Source organism: Streptomyces sp. NPDC102462 (assembly GCF_044765425.1).
Lineage (GTDB): Bacteria > Actinomycetota > Actinomycetes > Streptomycetales > Streptomycetaceae > Streptomyces.
In genome coordinates this window covers 1-15593 of sequence record NZ_JBIWKB010000105.1, presented here as the reverse complement: position 1 = coordinate 15593, position 15593 = coordinate 1, and the positions used below count along the sequence as shown (strand labels likewise).

The 15593-nt window shown below is 69.2% G+C and carries 16 protein-coding genes and 1 pseudogene; 7 read left to right on the top strand and 10 right to left on the bottom strand.

The genetic code is table 11. From position 1 onward, the window contains the following. Positions 1 to 882, top strand: an 882-nt coding sequence (locus ACIRFL_RS42275; RefSeq protein ID WP_404040651.1) for an RNA-guided endonuclease InsQ/TnpB family protein, incomplete at its 5' end; no start/stop codon positions are given. A gap of 52 nt (positions 883 to 934) precedes the next feature. After that, positions 935 to 1564 carry a MarR family winged helix-turn-helix transcriptional regulator gene (locus tag ACIRFL_RS42270; RefSeq protein WP_404040648.1) on the top strand — a complete coding sequence of 210 codons (630 nt, stop codon included), beginning with the start codon at positions 935 to 937 and terminating at the stop codon, positions 1562 to 1564. Between the two features lie 225 nt (positions 1565 to 1789). Here ACIRFL_RS42270 and ACIRFL_RS42265 read toward each other — a convergent pair whose 3' ends face one another. The 3 genes from ACIRFL_RS42265 to ACIRFL_RS42255 form a co-directional block, all read right to left on the bottom strand. Further along, the gene (locus ACIRFL_RS42265; RefSeq protein ID WP_404040645.1) at positions 1790 to 2005 is read right to left on the bottom strand and encodes a hypothetical protein; all 216 of its coding nucleotides are present in this window, start codon (positions 2003 to 2005) and stop codon (positions 1790 to 1792) included. 112 nt (positions 2006 to 2117) lie between these two features. Continuing rightward, the gene (locus tag ACIRFL_RS42260; RefSeq protein ID WP_404040642.1) at positions 2118 to 2780 is read right to left on the bottom strand and encodes a response regulator; all 663 of its coding nucleotides are present in this window, start codon (positions 2778 to 2780) and stop codon (positions 2118 to 2120) included. 128 nt (positions 2781 to 2908) lie between these two features. After that, a complete protein-coding gene (locus ACIRFL_RS42255) occupies positions 2909 to 4597 on the bottom strand; it encodes a sensor histidine kinase (protein WP_404040639.1) in 1689 nt (562 codons plus the stop codon). 376 nt (positions 4598 to 4973) lie between these two features. On the opposite strand from ACIRFL_RS42255, the gene ACIRFL_RS42250 reads away from it, so the two are divergent. Continuing rightward, on the top strand, positions 4974 to 5573 hold the full coding sequence (locus ACIRFL_RS42250) for a hypothetical protein (protein ID WP_404040637.1): 600 nt from the start codon (positions 4974 to 4976) through the stop codon (positions 5571 to 5573). Between the two features lie 188 nt (positions 5574 to 5761). On the opposite strand, the gene ACIRFL_RS42245 is transcribed toward ACIRFL_RS42250, so the two are convergent. The 6 genes from ACIRFL_RS42245 to ACIRFL_RS42220 all read right to left on the bottom strand — a co-directional run bounded on the left by ACIRFL_RS42245 (position 5762) and on the right by ACIRFL_RS42220 (position 11162). Further along, positions 5762 to 6871, bottom strand: a complete 1110-nt coding sequence (locus ACIRFL_RS42245; protein WP_404040634.1) for an acyltransferase — start codon at positions 6869 to 6871, stop codon at positions 5762 to 5764. Between the two features lie 130 nt (positions 6872 to 7001). Continuing rightward, entirely contained in the window at positions 7002 to 7616 is a 615-nt protein-coding gene (locus tag ACIRFL_RS42240; protein WP_404040631.1) for a TetR/AcrR family transcriptional regulator, read from the bottom strand. Positions 7617 to 7644: 28 nt separating this feature from the next. After that, positions 7645 to 8016 (bottom strand): hypothetical protein, encoded by a 372-nt coding sequence (locus tag ACIRFL_RS42235; RefSeq protein ID WP_404040629.1) that lies wholly within the window; start codon positions 8014 to 8016, stop codon positions 7645 to 7647. A gap of 486 nt (positions 8017 to 8502) precedes the next feature. After that, a complete protein-coding gene (locus tag ACIRFL_RS42230; RefSeq protein ID WP_404040627.1) occupies positions 8503 to 9903 on the bottom strand; it encodes a hypothetical protein in 1401 nt (466 codons plus the stop codon). A 390-nt stretch (positions 9904 to 10293) separates the two neighbouring features. Beyond that, entirely contained in the window at positions 10294 to 10431 is a 138-nt protein-coding gene (locus tag ACIRFL_RS42225; RefSeq protein ID WP_404040624.1) for a hypothetical protein, read from the bottom strand. A gap of 23 nt (positions 10432 to 10454) precedes the next feature. After that, positions 10455 to 11162 carry a GntR family transcriptional regulator gene (locus ACIRFL_RS42220; RefSeq protein WP_404040621.1) on the bottom strand — a complete coding sequence of 236 codons (708 nt, stop codon included), beginning with the start codon at positions 11160 to 11162 and terminating at the stop codon, positions 10455 to 10457. A 554-nt stretch (positions 11163 to 11716) separates the two neighbouring features. On the opposite strand from ACIRFL_RS42220, the gene ACIRFL_RS42215 reads away from it, so the two are divergent. The 3 genes from ACIRFL_RS42215 to ACIRFL_RS42205 all read left to right on the top strand — a co-directional run bounded on the left by ACIRFL_RS42215 (position 11717) and on the right by ACIRFL_RS42205 (position 13722). Further along, entirely contained in the window at positions 11717 to 12694 is a 978-nt protein-coding gene (locus tag ACIRFL_RS42215) for an ornithine cyclodeaminase family protein (RefSeq protein ID WP_404040619.1), read from the top strand. A gap of 162 nt (positions 12695 to 12856) precedes the next feature. Next, positions 12857 to 13357: a TetR/AcrR family transcriptional regulator gene (locus ACIRFL_RS42210; protein ID WP_404040654.1), complete on the top strand. Its 501-nt coding sequence runs from the start codon at positions 12857 to 12859 to the stop codon at positions 13355 to 13357. A 14-nt stretch (positions 13358 to 13371) separates the two neighbouring features. Beyond that, entirely contained in the window at positions 13372 to 13722 is a 351-nt protein-coding gene (locus ACIRFL_RS42205; RefSeq protein ID WP_404040617.1) for a hypothetical protein, read from the top strand. Between the two features lie 9 nt (positions 13723 to 13731). Here the strand turns inward: ACIRFL_RS42205 and ACIRFL_RS42200 are convergent. Further along, positions 13732 to 13847: pseudogene (locus ACIRFL_RS42200) on the bottom strand (IS630 family transposase); the annotation flags it as partial. Positions 13848 to 14223: 376 nt separating this feature from the next. Between ACIRFL_RS42200 and ACIRFL_RS42195 the strand changes: the two are divergent. Beyond that, positions 14224 to 15423 carry a serine hydrolase domain-containing protein gene (locus ACIRFL_RS42195; RefSeq protein WP_404040614.1) on the top strand — a complete coding sequence of 400 codons (1200 nt, stop codon included), beginning with the start codon at positions 14224 to 14226 and terminating at the stop codon, positions 15421 to 15423. Positions 15424 to 15593: the final 170 nt, after the last annotated feature.

Sequence of the window (15593 nt, the reverse complement as noted above, 5' to 3'; positions counted from 1 at the left end):
CTCAACACCAACGCCTTCTCCCTGAAGGGCGACGGCACGGTGTACGTGGCCAAGGTCGGCAACCTCAAGGTCACGTGGTCCCGCCGGCTTCCGGCCGCCCCGACTTCTGTGACCGTCACCAAGGACAGCTCCGGCCGGTACTTCCTCAGCTTCGTCGTGGACACCGAGCCGGACATCCTCCCCGAGGCGGAGACGGACGCCGGTATTGACCTCGGCCTGTCCGCTTTCGCCGTCCTGTCCGACGGCCGGAAGATCGACAGCCCGCGCTTCCTGCGCCGGGCCGAGAAGAGGCTCAGGCGCCTTCAGCGGGAGCTGTCCCGCAAGCAGAAGGGGTCGAAGAACCGGGCCAAGGCCCGCTTCAAGGTCGCACGCCAGCACGCCAAGGTCGCCGACCGGCGCCGGGACTGGCACCACAAGGCATCCACACAGATCATTCGCGACAGCCAAGCGGTGTACGTGGAAGACCTTGCGGTGTCCGGCCTCGGCCGCACCCGGCTCGCCAAGTCCGTGCACGACGCGGGATGGTCCACGTTCGTCCGGATGCTGGAGTACAAGGCGATCAAGCACGGCCGCACCTTCGCCAAGGTGGACCGGGCCTTCCCGTCCTCCCAGGTCTGCTCCGCCTGCGGTTTCCGGGACGGCCCCAAGCCCCTCCACGTCCGGCAGTGGACGTGCGGCAAGTGCCACACCGTGCACGACCGCGACCACAACGCAGCCCGCAACGTCCTCTTCGAAGGACGCCGTATCGTCGCCGCCGGACGGGCGGAGACGCCAAACGCCTGTGGAGCGCCGGTAAGACGGGCACACGTGCCCGCACAGCGCGGTGAAGCAGGAAGCCCACGGAAGGGTCAGACGACCCAGGCCGGAATCCCCGGACTTTAGCCCAGGGAGCACGTCAACGACGAGCCGAGCCGACATGACTAGACTCGTCCCCTTGAGTTTGTCGGGTAATGAGTTGAACCCGCAACTCACTGAGCGTGTGCAAGACACAACGAAGGCTTCGCCGTTCGGCAAGCCGGGAGAGGTGGACGGCCGAGTGCCTGATCTCACGACGCCTTGGTCGAGCGGACGGCGGGCCCGAGCCTCCGCCGAATCCGTCGAACTCGCCCGGCCCCGGGCGTTGCAGGAGCAGCGGGAGAACTGGCAGTCACTGGTGATCCTTGCGCACCTGGTCGAGGCCGAGCTCGATCGACGGACGCGGCGCGACGCCGGCATCCCGCACAGCCACTTCAAGATCCTCGCGTTGCTCGCCGGCGCGGACCGGCACACCATGGGTCTGACCCGACTGAGCCGGGCACTGCGATTCCACAAGAGCCGCCTGTCACATGCGCTCCGCTCGCTTGAGGCTGACGGATTGCTCCGCCGCGAGGACACTCCCGAAAAGGGCCGTGCCTACCAGGCCGTCCTCACGCGGCGTGGTCTCGACCTCGTGGAGCGCGTGCTGCCGCTGCAGGACGTCTTCGCCTGGGACACGGTACTCGCCGGCCTCAGCGCGACCGAGGTCACGCAGCTGCGCACCATCGCCGAGAGGATCATCGCGAACCTGGACGATCAGCCGGAGTGACCTGGCCGGCGCCCGCATCTGCCGCGTGGGTCGGGGTGCTGTCGCCCTGTTCGCGCGCAGCTCCGGGGACGTCGAGGCCGGCGACCGAACTGCCGGCACTGGGACGGCCGTCGTCTTGGCGTTCGGCATGCCTGGCGACGGTCGGTTCGGCCCGAGGACGCGGAGACCGGCGCTGCGGCGCACAGGTGCGCGAAGGCGGCTTCCGAGCGGAGCCGGTCGGGGTTGTCAGCGGCGGGCCGGACGACGCAGCGTGATCCGGGTCGTGCGCCCGGGATCGGCGGCATCGCCGGTGGGGCGGGACCGGGCCAGGGACTCCATGAGCTCTCGGGTGGGCAGTCCGCGCAGCTTGTCGCGGACCGCCGAAGGCGCGGTGACCATGAGCGAGCGCAACTGGTCGATGGTCTGCGTGCGCTGCGCGTACCGGGCCGTTCCTAGACACATGGTTCGGCGAGTTCGGGAGGCATGTCCTGTGCGTGGTGGGCGCCACGACCGGCAGCCCGGGTCGTCCGCCGGGGCATGGGGGAGGGGCCTGCCGGATGGGTGGCAGGCCCGGTCACATCCCGTCCGGGTGCAGGCCGGCGTCGCGGGCGAGCAGGGCCGCCTGGACCCGGTTGTCACACCCGAGCTTGGTGAGGATCCGGCTGACGTACGTCTTCACAGTGGCCTCGCTCATGTGCAGCCTTCGGCCCGCGTCCGCGTTGGACAAACCTTCTCCGAGCAGGGCGAGCACATCGCGTTCCCGTGCGGTGAGCCCGTCGAGGCGGTGCCTGGCCTCCTCCGCACGGGCGGTGGCCCCGGGGGAGGCGAGGGCGTCCACCACGTGTCGGGTGGCGGCCGGTGAGAGGTAGGCGTTGCCGGCCGCCGCCGCCCGCACCGCGTGGATCAGCTCGTCGGGTGCGGAGTCCTTGAGGAGGAAACCCGCGCCGCCGTGGCCGAGCGCGCGCAGTACGTTGTCGCGCTCGCCGAACGTGGTGAGGATCAGCCCTCGCACATCCGGCGCGGCCCGGCGCAGTTCGGCCAGGGCCGTCAGTCCGTCCATCACCGGCATCTGGATGTCCAGCAGGGCCACGTCGACGGCGGTGCCCCGGGCGGTCTCCACCGCCTCGCGGCCGTCACCCGCCTCCGCGACCACGTCGATGTCGTCGGCCGAGGTGAGGATCATCCTGATGCCGGCCCGGATGAGCGGCTCGTCGTCGGCGACGAGGACCCGGATCACACGGCCTCCTGCGCGGTATCGGTCGGAGAGCGGACTGTATGGCCTGGCCATCATGCCCTGATGAGGCCGGATCCGTCGCGCGGATGGTGTGAGGAAGTGCGGGCCGGGTCATGTCCCCGTCCTGCGGGTCAGCTCCTGTCCTGGAAGGTCTGCTTCGCGACCAGCTTTCCGTCGCGGAAGCAGAAGCGGAAGATGGTCGTGGTGTCATCGGGGTCGTCGGACCCGAAGTGACGGCAGGTCGCGCCTTCGGGTTTCCGCGGGCCCATGTTCTTGTAGTCCTCGGTGAGCACCGAGTCCTCGTCGGGCAGTTCGTCCTGCACGTCGGCCTCGGGAGCGCCGGCCTTCGCCCGCTCGTAGACGCTCGGCGGGATCGTGGCCTTGTCCACCTCGTCCAGCAGCGCGCCCACCCCCCAGACGGCCAGGGTGATCACGCCCCCGACGAGGACGACGGCGGTGACGGCGCAGCCGATGGCCACATTCTTCTTGCTGCTCATGGTGGCGGCGAACTCCCCTTGCGGATCAGCACGGTTGAAGACCGCCTTACTGTGATCCGCCGCGCCGACCCCCGGCTGCCCTCCAAAGTCGTCGCCCGGGTACACGGAGGTCGCGCCGTCCGGGCGGGGCAGGGACTCGCCGCCGGCGTTGCCGTAGGGCAGCATGCCCGCGATGCGGAAGCCGCCGTCCGCGGTGGGCCCGGAGTGCACCATGCCGCCGACGAGTTGGGCTCGCTCGTGCAGTCCTCTCAGTCCCTGGCCGCCGCTGACCGCAGCCGGGGCATCCGGTGTCCCGGCCGGCGCGGGCCCGTTGGCGACCTCGACGACCAGGCTGTCCGGTTCGTAGCGCAGGGCAAGGGTGATCGGGGCGCCCGGGGCGTGCTTGTGCGCGTTGGTCAGGCCCTCCTGGGCGATGCGGTACGCCGCGTGATCGGCGGCGGGCGCCAGCGGCCGGACGGCGCCGGACCGGTGCAGTTCCACGGTCGCGCCTACGGCCCGGGACGACTCGACCAGGCCGTCGAGGGAGGCGACCGACCGGGAGCGCGGCTGCCCGCCGTCGGTGTCGGCTGCCGCGCCCGGCGGCTGCCAGGCCTTCCCCACGTGCCCGGTGCGGTGGTCGGGCCGGTCCCTGTCGTCCCGGTCCTCGTGGAGGATGCCAACGGCCTCGCGCAGTTCCGCCATCGCGTGCACGGAGGCGTCCCGCAGGATCCGGACCCCTTCGCGCTGGCGGTCGGTCAGGTCCGGATCGACCTGCAAGGCGCCCGCGTGCACCGAGATCAGGGCGAGTTGGTGACCGAGGCTGTCGTGCATGTCCTGGGCTATGCGGCCGCGCTCCAGCAGGCGCGCCTGCTGCGCCACCATGGTCTGCTCGCGCACGAGCTGGACGTTGTTCCGCTGCAGCGCGTCCAGCAGTGCGTGGCGCTGCGCCCGGTAGCGGGCGGCCAGCCCTGGCACGATCGCCAGCGCGAGGAACTCACCCGCGCCCAGCGCCCCCGCGGCGGGCAGCGGCAGGCCAGCCGCGGTGAGCTCGTTCCAGGCCGACACGGCGGTATGCAGCACGAGCGCGGCGGCATAGGTGGCGACCACACGCCGAGGCCGCATGATGCGGCTGCCGGCCGACCAGCTCGCGTAGAGGAGTAGTGGCACCGCGGCGATCCACGCCCCGGCCGCAGCCGCCGATACGACCAGGACGGTCGCCGGCCGCGCGCGCCGGAGCAGCGACAGCAGGGCAACGCCCGTGACGACAGCGACGGTTCGTACGCCGAACCCGGCCCCCACGGCGTCGAACAGGCCCGCCAGCCCGGCAAGGACAACGGCGAGCACGGTCTCCCCGGCGATCCGACTGCGATTCCAGGGAATCGCGGTGGCGGCAGGTCGGCGCCGTAGCCGGAGCGGCCGGGCGACGCGCGCGGTGTTTGCTTCGTCCACTCTCACGGGCCGACGATAGACAGCCCCCGGGAGCGCCCGCATCATCCCTGCGTCGTGCCGGCGGACTACGAAAGTGAACAACCCCGGCCAGGACGGGCGCGGTTGGGGCTCCCGTGCTGTCGTCGTCGGTAGTTGCGGGCCGCGACTTCCGGGGACTGATCCGGGGCGCCCGTCGTGGCGACGATGGTGCAGAGCACGAACAGCGGCGAGCAGTGCACACCTGGACCGAACACGCCGGGCAGTGCCAGAGACGGAAAGCGGGAGACGCCACGTGGACAACGCACACCTGCAGGCGCACGAGCGGTTCAACATACGGCAGAAGACGGCCCTCATCGTGAACCGGTACGTGGTGACCGTGGCCCGTCCCGACGGCTCCGACGGCGAGGTCGTCGCCTTCGCCGAGCAGAAGCGGATGACGCTCAAGGAGCATGTGACCATCTACACCGACGAGTCCATGGACCACGTCCTGTGCACCTTCGAGGCCCGCCGGATCGTCGATCTCGGCGCCGTCTACGACGTACGGGACACGTTGGGCGACATCATCGGGTCGTTCCAGGAAAAGCCCGTCGCCTCCTTGCTGCGCTCCACGTGGAGCATGGACCAGCCGGGCACGACGGAACTCACCGGGCGCGAGCGCAGTTGGGTGGTGGCCGTGGTGCGTCGGGTCTGGGACCTGCTGCCGTTCACCGACTTCGTGCCGTTCCTGTGGCCGTACCACTTCGATTTCACCGTGGGCGACAAGCGGTTGATGGCATTCGACAAGAAGTTCGGACTGCGCGACCGGTACGTGCTCGACATCGCGGACCCTGGCCTCGACCGCCGCCTCGCCATCGCACAGGCCGTGGCCCTGGACGCACTGGAGTCGCGCTGAGCCACACGGGGAGGGCCCGATCCCCCACTGGAGTGCCACCGGAATCGTCCTCCATCATGTGAGCGAGGGGTCGCCGGGGCGGTGTTCGTGCCCCCGCGAGCTTCAGGTTGCGGCTCGTACGGTCGAGACGCGCGGTGGTGCCACCGTAGAACCGCTGCCTGACGAGGCCCTGCTGCTCGCGGGACAGCTCACAGCACGTGACGGAAACCAGGGAGCCGTCGCATCCCGGCCGCCAGCAGAAAGGCGCCCGCCAGGCCGAGCACGCTGGTCGTCGCCCACGAAGCGACTGGGGAAAAGCCGCGGTCTGCCAGGTAGTACTGGACGGTGACCACCAGCGGCACGTGAAGGATGTACACACCATAGGAGTTGGCGGACAGCTCCGTCGTCAGGTGACTGCTGCGGGTCACCGTTTCACGGAACGCGGTGACCAGGCCGACACACAGGGCGACGCACAGGGCGCTGTCGTAGGCCGCCCACGCGAGGGCCGGTGCGGTGAAGCCGCCGGGACCGAAGCAGTCGGCGTCCGCGCCTGTCACGAACAGTACGGCGACCGCGGCCAGAGCGCCGCCCAGCCACACCCATCCGGTGCGGGCGTCGAACCTCTCCAGCCAGTTGTGGCGATGGGCCAGCACGCCGATGGTGAAGAAGGCGGCGTACTGCGGCACTCGGGCAGGCTCGACCTGGAGGAAGTCCAGCACCGGGACCCATGTGTCCAGCGGGTACTTCAGCCGGATCAGGAAGGTGGCGGCCGTGATCGCCGCGGTCGTCAGCAACAGGGCCCGGTGCCCGGGGGCCGGGCGCTGCCCGCGGGTCCGGGTGGGGCGGCACAAGTGCCCCAGCAGACGGCCGGCTCGGCTGCAGACCACGTACAACACGGTGTAGGCCAGCAGGTTCTGGATGAACCACAGGTGCCCGAACTGCAGGTCCGGCCAGGACGGTCCCGTCCAGTCGGCCGGCTTGTCCCCCAGTCCGAGGTAGACGTCGGTGAAGTAGCGCGGGAAGGAGATGGACCGGTAGCCGCGGTAGTGGACGTAGTACGCGTACATCAGACCGGGCACGATGGTCAGTGCGCCGACCGCCACGGGGATGCCGAGCCGGACCAGACGGCTTTTCAGGAACCGCCGGGTGCCGTGGCGTCGGTGGGAGCCGGGCACAAGGACGGCGGAGGCGAAGAAGAACAGGCTCATGAAGAACGAGCCGTCGACCGCGGACAGGGTGGCCAGGGCGGGCGTGCGCGGCTGCCCCTCGACATACCACCAGTCCGCGGGGCCGTACGGCTGGGCGGCGTGGTGGACCACGACCAGGACCGTCAGCGCGATCCGTAGGTTGTCCAGCCAGTCCAGACGGCGCGCACGGCGTGCTGCGTTCCGGAATCGGTGGTGTACATGCGTTCAGCTTGCTGAACACTTGTACACTCCCGCACTGGTGCTATCCCCCGCTTCGATCCTCGGGTGAGCCGTAGAGGCCCTGCAGCAGCAGGCGCTGGTTGGCGGCGCTGCGCTGTGCCAGGACCTGTGGATCGAACATCGGCTCGGCGTGATGCGGTTGCATGACCCGCTCCAGCAACAACGGCCCAAGGACCAGGCACAGCACCTGGAACGCCGCCCACTCGCCCTCCGGCTCGCGGCCGCCGTACTCCGTGGCCAGCCGCCCGAGCTCGGCCCGCGCTCCGTTCAGCAGCCGTCCGAACAGGGCGGCGCTCGCCGCGCTGTCCTCCATCAGGACGTGGCGCAGGTATCCGCGCAGCACGGGGTCGGCTCCGAACAGCCGGGCCGAGACCTTGCCGAGCGACTCCATCAGCCCGGCGTCCGCATCAACCGCTTTGAGTTCCGTGCCGATCCGGTCCAGCACGTATGCGTCGACCGCCGCCCGCAGCCCCTCTTTCGATCCGAAGTGCCGGGTCACCAAAGCCGGCGAAAGCCCTGCGGCCGCGGCCACCGCTCGCGTCGACGTCGCTTCGAAGCCCCGTTCCGCGAACAGCTCCAGTGCCGCCTCCCGCAACCGCGCCCGCCCCGTCAGATCACTCTTGTCCACCGCCCTCATACCTCGCAGCGTAATCACCAGCAGCGCCTCAGAACGCCGCCGCGTCGATGAGCAGGAACGGCATCGCGAGAAGTCGGGTGGCAGCGGGCGGGCGCTGTCCCTGGCACGGGTGGCTTGAGGTGGGCGGCGTGCGGACGACGGTCGTGTGGTCGGCGAACTGCCGGCGCAGCGGACGGTCCGCCGTCATCGACGGGTGCGGGACGCCGACCAGTGCTTCGGTGTCGGTCGTCAGCTGGGCGGTCTCTTCGGCGTCGGCGGTCCGCGGTTCCTTCAGCTCCCGGATCCGCCGGCGTAGCCGTTTCGCGCTGTCGGAGTGCTCTGGGCGGTCGCTGAGGATGCGGCGCGTCGCCTCCGGCCGGCCTCCGGGTGGAGGGCAGGCCCCGGCAGCCGGACCTGGCACGAATAGACCGGCCGAGTGTCGGCGGCGGGGGCGGGCTCCTCGTAACACTCAAGAAGCAGCTCGCCACGGAGGTCGTCGAGCTCGTCGGGCGCCTGCGCCAGGATCTTCAACGAGGACCAGCTCCCGATTCGGTGACGGCTGCCGTCCTCCTTGCGGTTTGTGACGGTCTGACGAGTATGAAGGTGACTGCGACCATTGACCTACGCTATTCGGTGGAATGGTGTGAAAAGTCTGCTAAGAATTTCATGAACCGTGGTCATAGACCCCCTATGAACGACCCGTTAGATGATTTAGTCGCTGCTCTGTCCCGTGCCGCGCTGGCCGAAGGCTCCGAAGCCGCCCGGCGCCCCGTTCCGCAGGATTCCCGGTGGGGATTCGAGGCGTACGGGCAGCCCGGTAATTCGGTGAGAACAACGCGAGGCGCATCGGAGTCCCCTCCGAGAGACATCCTGAACGATCCCCCGCCCCACCACAGAACGGGGCGCCCTAATTGACCGGTGGCGTTCCGGCCTCCAGTTCCCTCAGCCGCTGCAGCAGCGCGACCGCCCGCCGCACCCGGGGAAACGCCGCGAGACGAGCACGCAGCGTTTTCAATGCCATGACGGCCCAATGGGAGCGGAGCAGAGGGTAGTCGTCGGCGAACGCGGCCGCGTGGGTGCACGCCTCCTCGACCCGGCCCAGCTCCAGCAGGATCTCGGCGAACCGCGCGTGGGTGAGGGCCCGCACCCGGCGTTCGTGCGGCGCCCGCCGCTGCGCCGCATAGCTGAGGGCGGACAGCGCGGCCGAGGTTTCTCCCAGCGTGTAAAGCGTCTGGCCCCGCTGATAGGCGAATCCCGCCTTCGGGTAGGAGGCGAACGGCCCTGAGTTGCCCGAGGTCCGCTCCAGGTTGCTTTCGGCGGCGGCCAGGTCTTTCAGGGCACCGCGGGAGTCCTGGGTGAGGGCGCGCGTATGGGCTCGCTGCGCGTACAGAAAGGCTTGCAGATCCCCGTCGCAGGAGGATCCGGCGGCCTCGACCGCAGACTCCGCGAGTTCGGCCGCGTACCGCCGGGCCCCGAGCTGGGTGGCCTGGACGCTCATCGCCCGTAACGCGAGGGCCCGGCCCCGGCGGTCCCCCGCTTCGGCCGCGATCTGCAGGGCCAGCAGGTAGTAGCGCTGCGCGAGCCCGTGATGTCCGGCGTCGACAGTCATGTTGCCGATCACATGGGTGAGTTGGGCGAGCACCGTCATCAACTCCGTCCGCAGCTCGGACGGTGCGGCCGAGGTCAGCATCCGGCCCACGTCGTCGGCCACGTACGCGGCGGGCGCGGCGCGGGCGTGGCCGCCGCCGAACTGGGCGGCGCAGGAGGCGAACGAGGCGACCATGGCACGCAGGAGTTCCACGTCGGCGGTGGTGGTCCACAGCCCCTGCCGGGGCACATGCAGGGTCGTTTCCGTGCGTTGCCGCGGGACGGTCGGCGGGGAACCGGCACCACAGCCGGTGTCCACCAGGAACTGCCGGTATGCGAGGGAGAGCAGCCGGGCCCTGCGGGTGGGATCGGCGTCGATCCTGCCGAGGGCCACCAGCCGGTGCGCGGCGCTCTCCCGCATCGACGCCGTAACGGCGTGTACGTACTGTTCCTCTGGATCGGCGCCTGGGAGGAGACCGGTGTCGGCCGCCAGGACCAGGCGCCCGAGGCGGCGGGTCAGCGCCTCGGCGACCAGTTCGGGGACGGGGGCCTTGGGGCGGGACCCGGCAAGCCAATGGGCCACCGCGGTGCGGTCGTAGTGAATGTCCAGACCTTCGGCGCGGGCCACGCGTTGGACGGCTCGCACCAGGTCGGCCGCACCCCAGTCGGCCTCCGCCAGCAGAGCCGCGAGCAGTGCGTTGCGCTGATGGCGACGGGCCACCAAGACCTCCTTGTCCTGTGGGGGCATCGCGTGTCTGCTCTGTCGGATGTCACATAGCATGCGGGACGGAATGTCCTGTCTGCCAGATACGTTTGAGACATTCCTACCCAGATGCAAAGGTCACCGACAGCAGCACGCAACCTGCCTCACAGGAGGGGACCGCGGCTCCCTGTCGGGCGGTGTCGTGCGGGTCGGCCAGAGGACATCGCTACGATCGAAGACCCGCACCTGCGCACACCGCGGCCCGCGTCCTCGGGTCCGGGGGTGGTGCCGCTGACGAACGCCCCGCCCGCGCCGTTGACCAGGGGGTGCCCGGCCTCAAGACCGACGCCGGCCGGCTGATCACCCGCGGCCCCGGCCCCGACGGCGGCCGCGCGGCCGCCATCACCCTCACCGACGAACGGCCTGGCCCACTTCCAGCGGGTCCTGGCCGGTCACGTCCAGCCGCCTCGCCGCCTGCTGTTCGGCCCCCTGACCGACGACGGCCTGCGCCACCTCGGCGACATCGTGACCCGGGTACGCGACCACACGCGCTCCCAGCCGCAGAGGTGTCACTCCCCCGGCTGTGGGGCGCCGTCCTCGCCGGTGGCCCAGGCGCCGCGCACGTGCCCGATGTGCCGCCGCATCAGTTGCTCGGCCTCGTCCGCTCTGCGGGCGATGATCAGGTCGAGCAGTTCGGTGTGCTCCTGCGCGGTGGCCAGAAGCCGACCGCGGTCGGCGAGTTTGGGCATGCCGTACAGGCGCGAGCGGATGCGCAGGTTGTGCACGGTGAGGACGAGGTTCTCGTTGCCCGCGTAGGCGAGCAGTTTGAGGTGGAACTGGAGGTCGGCCACGTGGTGGGCGATGAAGTCCTTCTCCCCTGCGCTGCGGACCAGTTCCTCGGCCAGCGCGCGCAACTCGGCTATTCCGGCGGGGTCGTCGATGCCCGCGAGCGCGATGCGGCGCACGGTGGGGACCTCGATCAGCCGCCGTAGCTCGTTGAGTTCGTCGAGTTCCCGCTCGGTCAGCTGGACCACGCGGAAGCCCTTGTTGGGGACGGCTTCCACCAGGCCCTCTTTGACCAGGTCCAGCATCGCCTCGCGGACGGGGGTGGCCGAGATGCCGAGCTGCGTTCCGAGCGCGCGGGCCGAGTACACCGAACCGGGCCGCAGGTAGCCGGAGATGACGGCGGCGTGGAGCGTGCGGACCGTCGCGTCCCTGAGGGACTCGCGCGGGCGCAGCGCCGCGAACGGCTCACCCGCGTCGGTGGTTACAGACATATCGGAATGCTTCTCCTGGTCGTCGGCGAGTGCAATTCACCCGTCGGTCATAAGGTGTCGCCCGTCGCGCGCCCGGTTCCGGAACGGTCACCCACGATGCATACCCCTTCCCGCGCACGGGCCGACAGTGACCGCCAGTTTCCACGCCGACGGCACGCCGGCACAGGCTGATCGTGAGCCATCCTGCATGAGCCCGGGCCGGGAACGGCGGAGCACCGAGGCGGCAACAGGATTGTTACGTCGACGTCTTACCAACGCCGGCCCTGCCGGTCCAACGCCCCCGCTGCTATATGTCATGTCACGCCTCGGCTTGCGGTGTCCGGCTGAGGCCGAGCAGGGCCCAGGAGCGGGCGGCGGCTGATCGGGCTGCCCGCCGCCATCGACCCCGAGATCATCGGCACGGCACGTCCGGTGTTTGTGATCCAGGCCAGAAAGCCGGTACGCCGCCCCTGACGCCGGCTGGGAGACTTTCCACCGTCCCTCACCTTCATCCCGCCCACCGCCGCACGGGCGCTCCGCAGCCCACCGGCACCTCTCCTTCTAGGATCCGCCCCATGCGAGCCCTTCCCTTCGTCGACTCCGCCCAGCTCACCGACCTGCTGTCGTGGCCCACGGCCATCGCGGCACTGGGCCGGGCACTGGCACCCGCCTACGCCCAGGGCGGCTTCGTCGAGCGCACCAACGTCCCGCTGGACAACGGCGAACTGCTGCTGATGCCGGCGGCGGGCGGCGAGACGGTCGGCGTGAAGATCGTCGGCGTGGCGCCCCGCAATCCGGAACGGGGGCTGCCCCGGATCCAGGCCCTGTACACGCTGTTCGACGCGCACACCCTGGCGCCGCTCGCCGTCCTCGACGGCAGCACGCTCACCACCATCCGTACGGCCGCCCAATCCGCCTATGTCGTCCGCGAGTTGGCGCCCGAAGGGGCCCGCAGTCTGGTCGTCTTCGGGGCGGGCCCGCAGGCCGAGGCGCACATCGAGGCGGTGCGCGCGGTGCGGGCGATCGACACGGTGCGGATCGTGGGCCGCCGCCCGGAGCGGGTGGCGGCACTGTGCGAACGGCTCGGACACTCGGGTGTCGATGTGCGGGCCGGCGAGCGCGCGGACGTCGCGTCAGCGGACATCGTCGTGTGCGCGACCACCTCCACGACACCTGTCTTCGACGGCGCCGACCTCGCCGACCACGCGTTCGTCGTCGCCGTGGGCTCCCACACGCCGGACGCACGCGAACTCGACGGCAGTGTCTTCTCCCGTGCCTCCCTCGTCCTCGTCGAACACCGGCACACCGCGCTGCGGGAGGCGGGCGACATCGTGCAGGCCGTCGCAGAAGGCGCCCTGACCCCCACCCGCCTGACGGACTTCGGCGACCTCGCCGACCTGCGCGCGGACACGGGCATCTCGGTCTACAAAAGCGTCGGCATGGCCTGGCAGGACCTGGCCATCGCCCAGGCGGTATGGGACTCCCTGCCGACCCGCACCAGCACAGCGCCGACCACCGTCCCACCGGCCGAACTCCCCCGCCGGACAAGCTGACACGGGGCATTCGGTCCGGCATTCCCCGCCTGGCAAGAGCACTCGCGCCGCCCAACGATGCCTCAGACGCAATGACTGCCGCCAGATGACCTCGAAGGGGATCGGCGATTGAGGAACGATCGTTCTTGACTGATCGTTCCTCAATTGTCTACTGTGGTGGTCATGGGGAGGCCAAGAGCATTTGACGAGGACGAAGCGGTGCGTGCCGCCGTGGGCTTGTTCGGCGGACGTGCGTATGACGGTGTGTCCGTTGACGACCTCGTCGCCCACCTCGGCGTGCACCGCAACAGCCTGTACAAGACGTTCGGCAGCAAGCGCGGCCTCTATCTGATCGCTCTGCGCCGCCACCTCGCCGACGACGTCCGTCCCTTGCTCGACGCCCTCGCCGGCGCATCGGATGCTGCGGCCGCGCTGCGGCTCGTCACGTCGGCCGACCTCCGCCTGCTGCTGCTCGCAGCGATCGAACGTGCACCGGTCGACGAGGAGGTCGCCTCTGAGGTGACGGCCGCGTTGGCCGCCGTCGACCAGGCGATCACCGACGCGCTCGGCGTTCCGGCCGACCTGGCCACCGCCCTCACCGCCGCCGCGCTGGGCATCCTCCTGCGTGGCAATCCCGACAACGCTGCCACCGCACTGGCCCAACACCTCGGCCCTCTCACTTGAAAAGAGAACCCGACATGGCACTGATACGTATCGACGGCGACAACCTCGTCGTCGTGATCGAGGGTCTCGACAAACTTTGGTCCTTCAAGAGCAGCCTGACCATCCCGCTGGCCAACGTCCGTGGCGCGACCGCCGACCCCGGTATCGCCGCCGACCCCAAGGGAATCCGCGCGCCGGGCTCCCACGTACCCGGTGTGATCACCGCTGGCACCTTCCATCAGGAGGGTGAAAAGGTCTTCTGGGACGTCAAGGATCCGTCGAAGGCTGTCGTGGTCGAACTCGCCGACGAGAGGTACACACGCCTCGTGCTCCAAGTCGACGACCCCCGCGCGACTGTCGCCCTGGTCGAGAACGCCCTTGCCTGAAAGGCGGTAGATCGTCTTCAGCGCGTCCAGAGTGTTCGCGTGCCTTTCCTGTGGCGGTTGACGCCCCACAGGCGGTCGTCACCTACCGAGTGGCAGCCGTGGAAGTGCCGCACGCCGTGGGTGCGCAGACAGGCGACGAGCCTGCGCAGCGACCAGCGAGTGAAGTGACGGCCGACGGTCGGAACGGATGTCACCGCCCAACCGACCGACCAGCCCCCACCGACTCACCGGTGTAGAAGGTCTTGATCTGTTCACCTCAGTGATGAGTCAATGACCGTCGTGGTCTCTCCTCTTCTGGCGGGCAGATGGCTGCCTTCGCAGCTGTACTTGGCCTCACTCAGGGGGTCAGCACCTCTACCAAGCGGGGGGTTACCCCCATTACCTGCCGTGCCTCCACTGCATAGCGTGATCGTCGTTCCCAGTTCTGTTCAATTCGATGGAGGAATAGCGACAATGGGGTACAGGCTTCGTCGGCGGGGTGGTCAGCAAGGGAAGCGCCTCGTGGCCCTGGCGACGGTCACCGCGGCGATTGTATCGGGGATGATGGTGTCGGGAAGTGGGCCGGCCGTCGCGCACGCAGTGGTGGAGCCATCCGTTCGCAGTGCCACCGCGTCACTGCGAAGTGACCTCGAGAAATATCTGGACGCTCAGGGCACTAAGGATCATTTCTCAGCGGTCTCCCTTCGGGTGACCTATGCCGATCAGCGACCTGATATCTCGGTCGATGCGGGGACGTCCCGCTACGGCGGTGGTCGACCGGTGAACAGCAAGGCGCTGTGGCAGATAGGCAGCAACACCAAGGCGTTCACGTCCGTGCTGCTGCTTCAACTGGAGGCCGAAGGAAAGCTGTCCATACGGGACAAGCTGGGAAAGTGGCTTCCCCAGTATCCGGCGTGGCGCGATGTCACCATCAAGCAACTGCTGTCGATGACCAGCGGCATCCCCAGCTACACCGAGCAGAATGCGTTCCTGAAGGATTTCGACGCCAATCCCTCCACGCGCTTCACGCTGGAGCGCCTGATGTCCTATGTGGAGGGCCTGCCACTGGGTCCCGCGAAATACGAGTACTCGAATACGAACTACCTCCTCGCGCAGATGATTGTCGAACGAGCGTCGCACGATACTTACCATGAGCGGCTCGCCGAGCGCATCATTGAACCTCTCGGAATGAACGACACCTGCCTCCCCCCGGACTGCCCTCCGGACACGGCCTCGCGCATGCCGACGCCGTACTCCACCCATTCCGTCCTGCCGAAGCATCTCAACAAGTCACTTCCTCGGCTCCGCCTGTCCTGGGCGCAGGGGGCGGGTGGCCTGGTGAGTTCACTGAGAGACATGACGGCTTGGGACAGGGCGCTGTACAGCGGTCGACTGCTGCCCTCAGCGCAGCAGCGCGAGCTGGAGTCACTGGTCTCGGCGAAGACGAGTAAGCCCATCAAGAGCGTCACGGCCGACGATCCCATGGGTTTCGGGCTCGGTGTCGTGAAGTTCGTCCATCCTGTGGCCGGGACGGTCTGGGCCTATGAGGGGGCCACTTATGGAAACCGGGTGCTGCACATGTACTTCCCGAAGACTGGCATGATCATCGCCATTGCTGTCAACAGCGCCGTTGGCGAAGGGGACACGCTGCCCGACCTCGCCGGTACCGTCTACAAGACTCTTTCGGCGCAGAAGGCACAGGCTCTCCCACGGCACCAGTAGCCCCGGAGCCAGCTGCGTGACTTCCAGGTAGCTGCACTGCGAGGTCTGAGCTCCCTTCTTCCTGAGCTTGGCCCTTACTCAGGTTGAACTCGCGGAGTCCGGCGGTCTGATCGCGCCGTCGTCCATGGTCAGACCGGTGGGCGGGAGGCAGCCGTCGACCAGGTGAGGCC

Excerpts from the sequence above, each read along its gene's own strand:
- ACIRFL_RS42265 (WP_404040645.1), bottom strand. The coding sequence starts at position 2,005 with ATGTGTCTAGGAACGGCCCGGTACGCGCAGCGCACGCAGACCATCGAC.
- ACIRFL_RS42240 (WP_404040631.1), bottom strand. The coding sequence starts at position 7,616 with ATGAGGGCGGTGGACAAGAGTGATCTGACGGGGCGGGCGCGGTTGCGG.
- ACIRFL_RS42220 (WP_404040621.1), bottom strand. The coding sequence starts at position 11,162 with ATGTCTGTAACCACCGACGCGGGTGAGCCGTTCGCGGCGCTGCGCCCG.
- ACIRFL_RS42215 (WP_404040619.1), top strand. The coding sequence starts at position 11,717 with ATGCGAGCCCTTCCCTTCGTCGACTCCGCCCAGCTCACCGACCTGCTG.
- ACIRFL_RS42210 (WP_404040654.1), top strand. The coding sequence starts at position 12,857 with ATGGGGAGGCCAAGAGCATTTGACGAGGACGAAGCGGTGCGTGCCGCC.
- ACIRFL_RS42205 (WP_404040617.1), top strand. The coding sequence starts at position 13,372 with ATGGCACTGATACGTATCGACGGCGACAACCTCGTCGTCGTGATCGAG.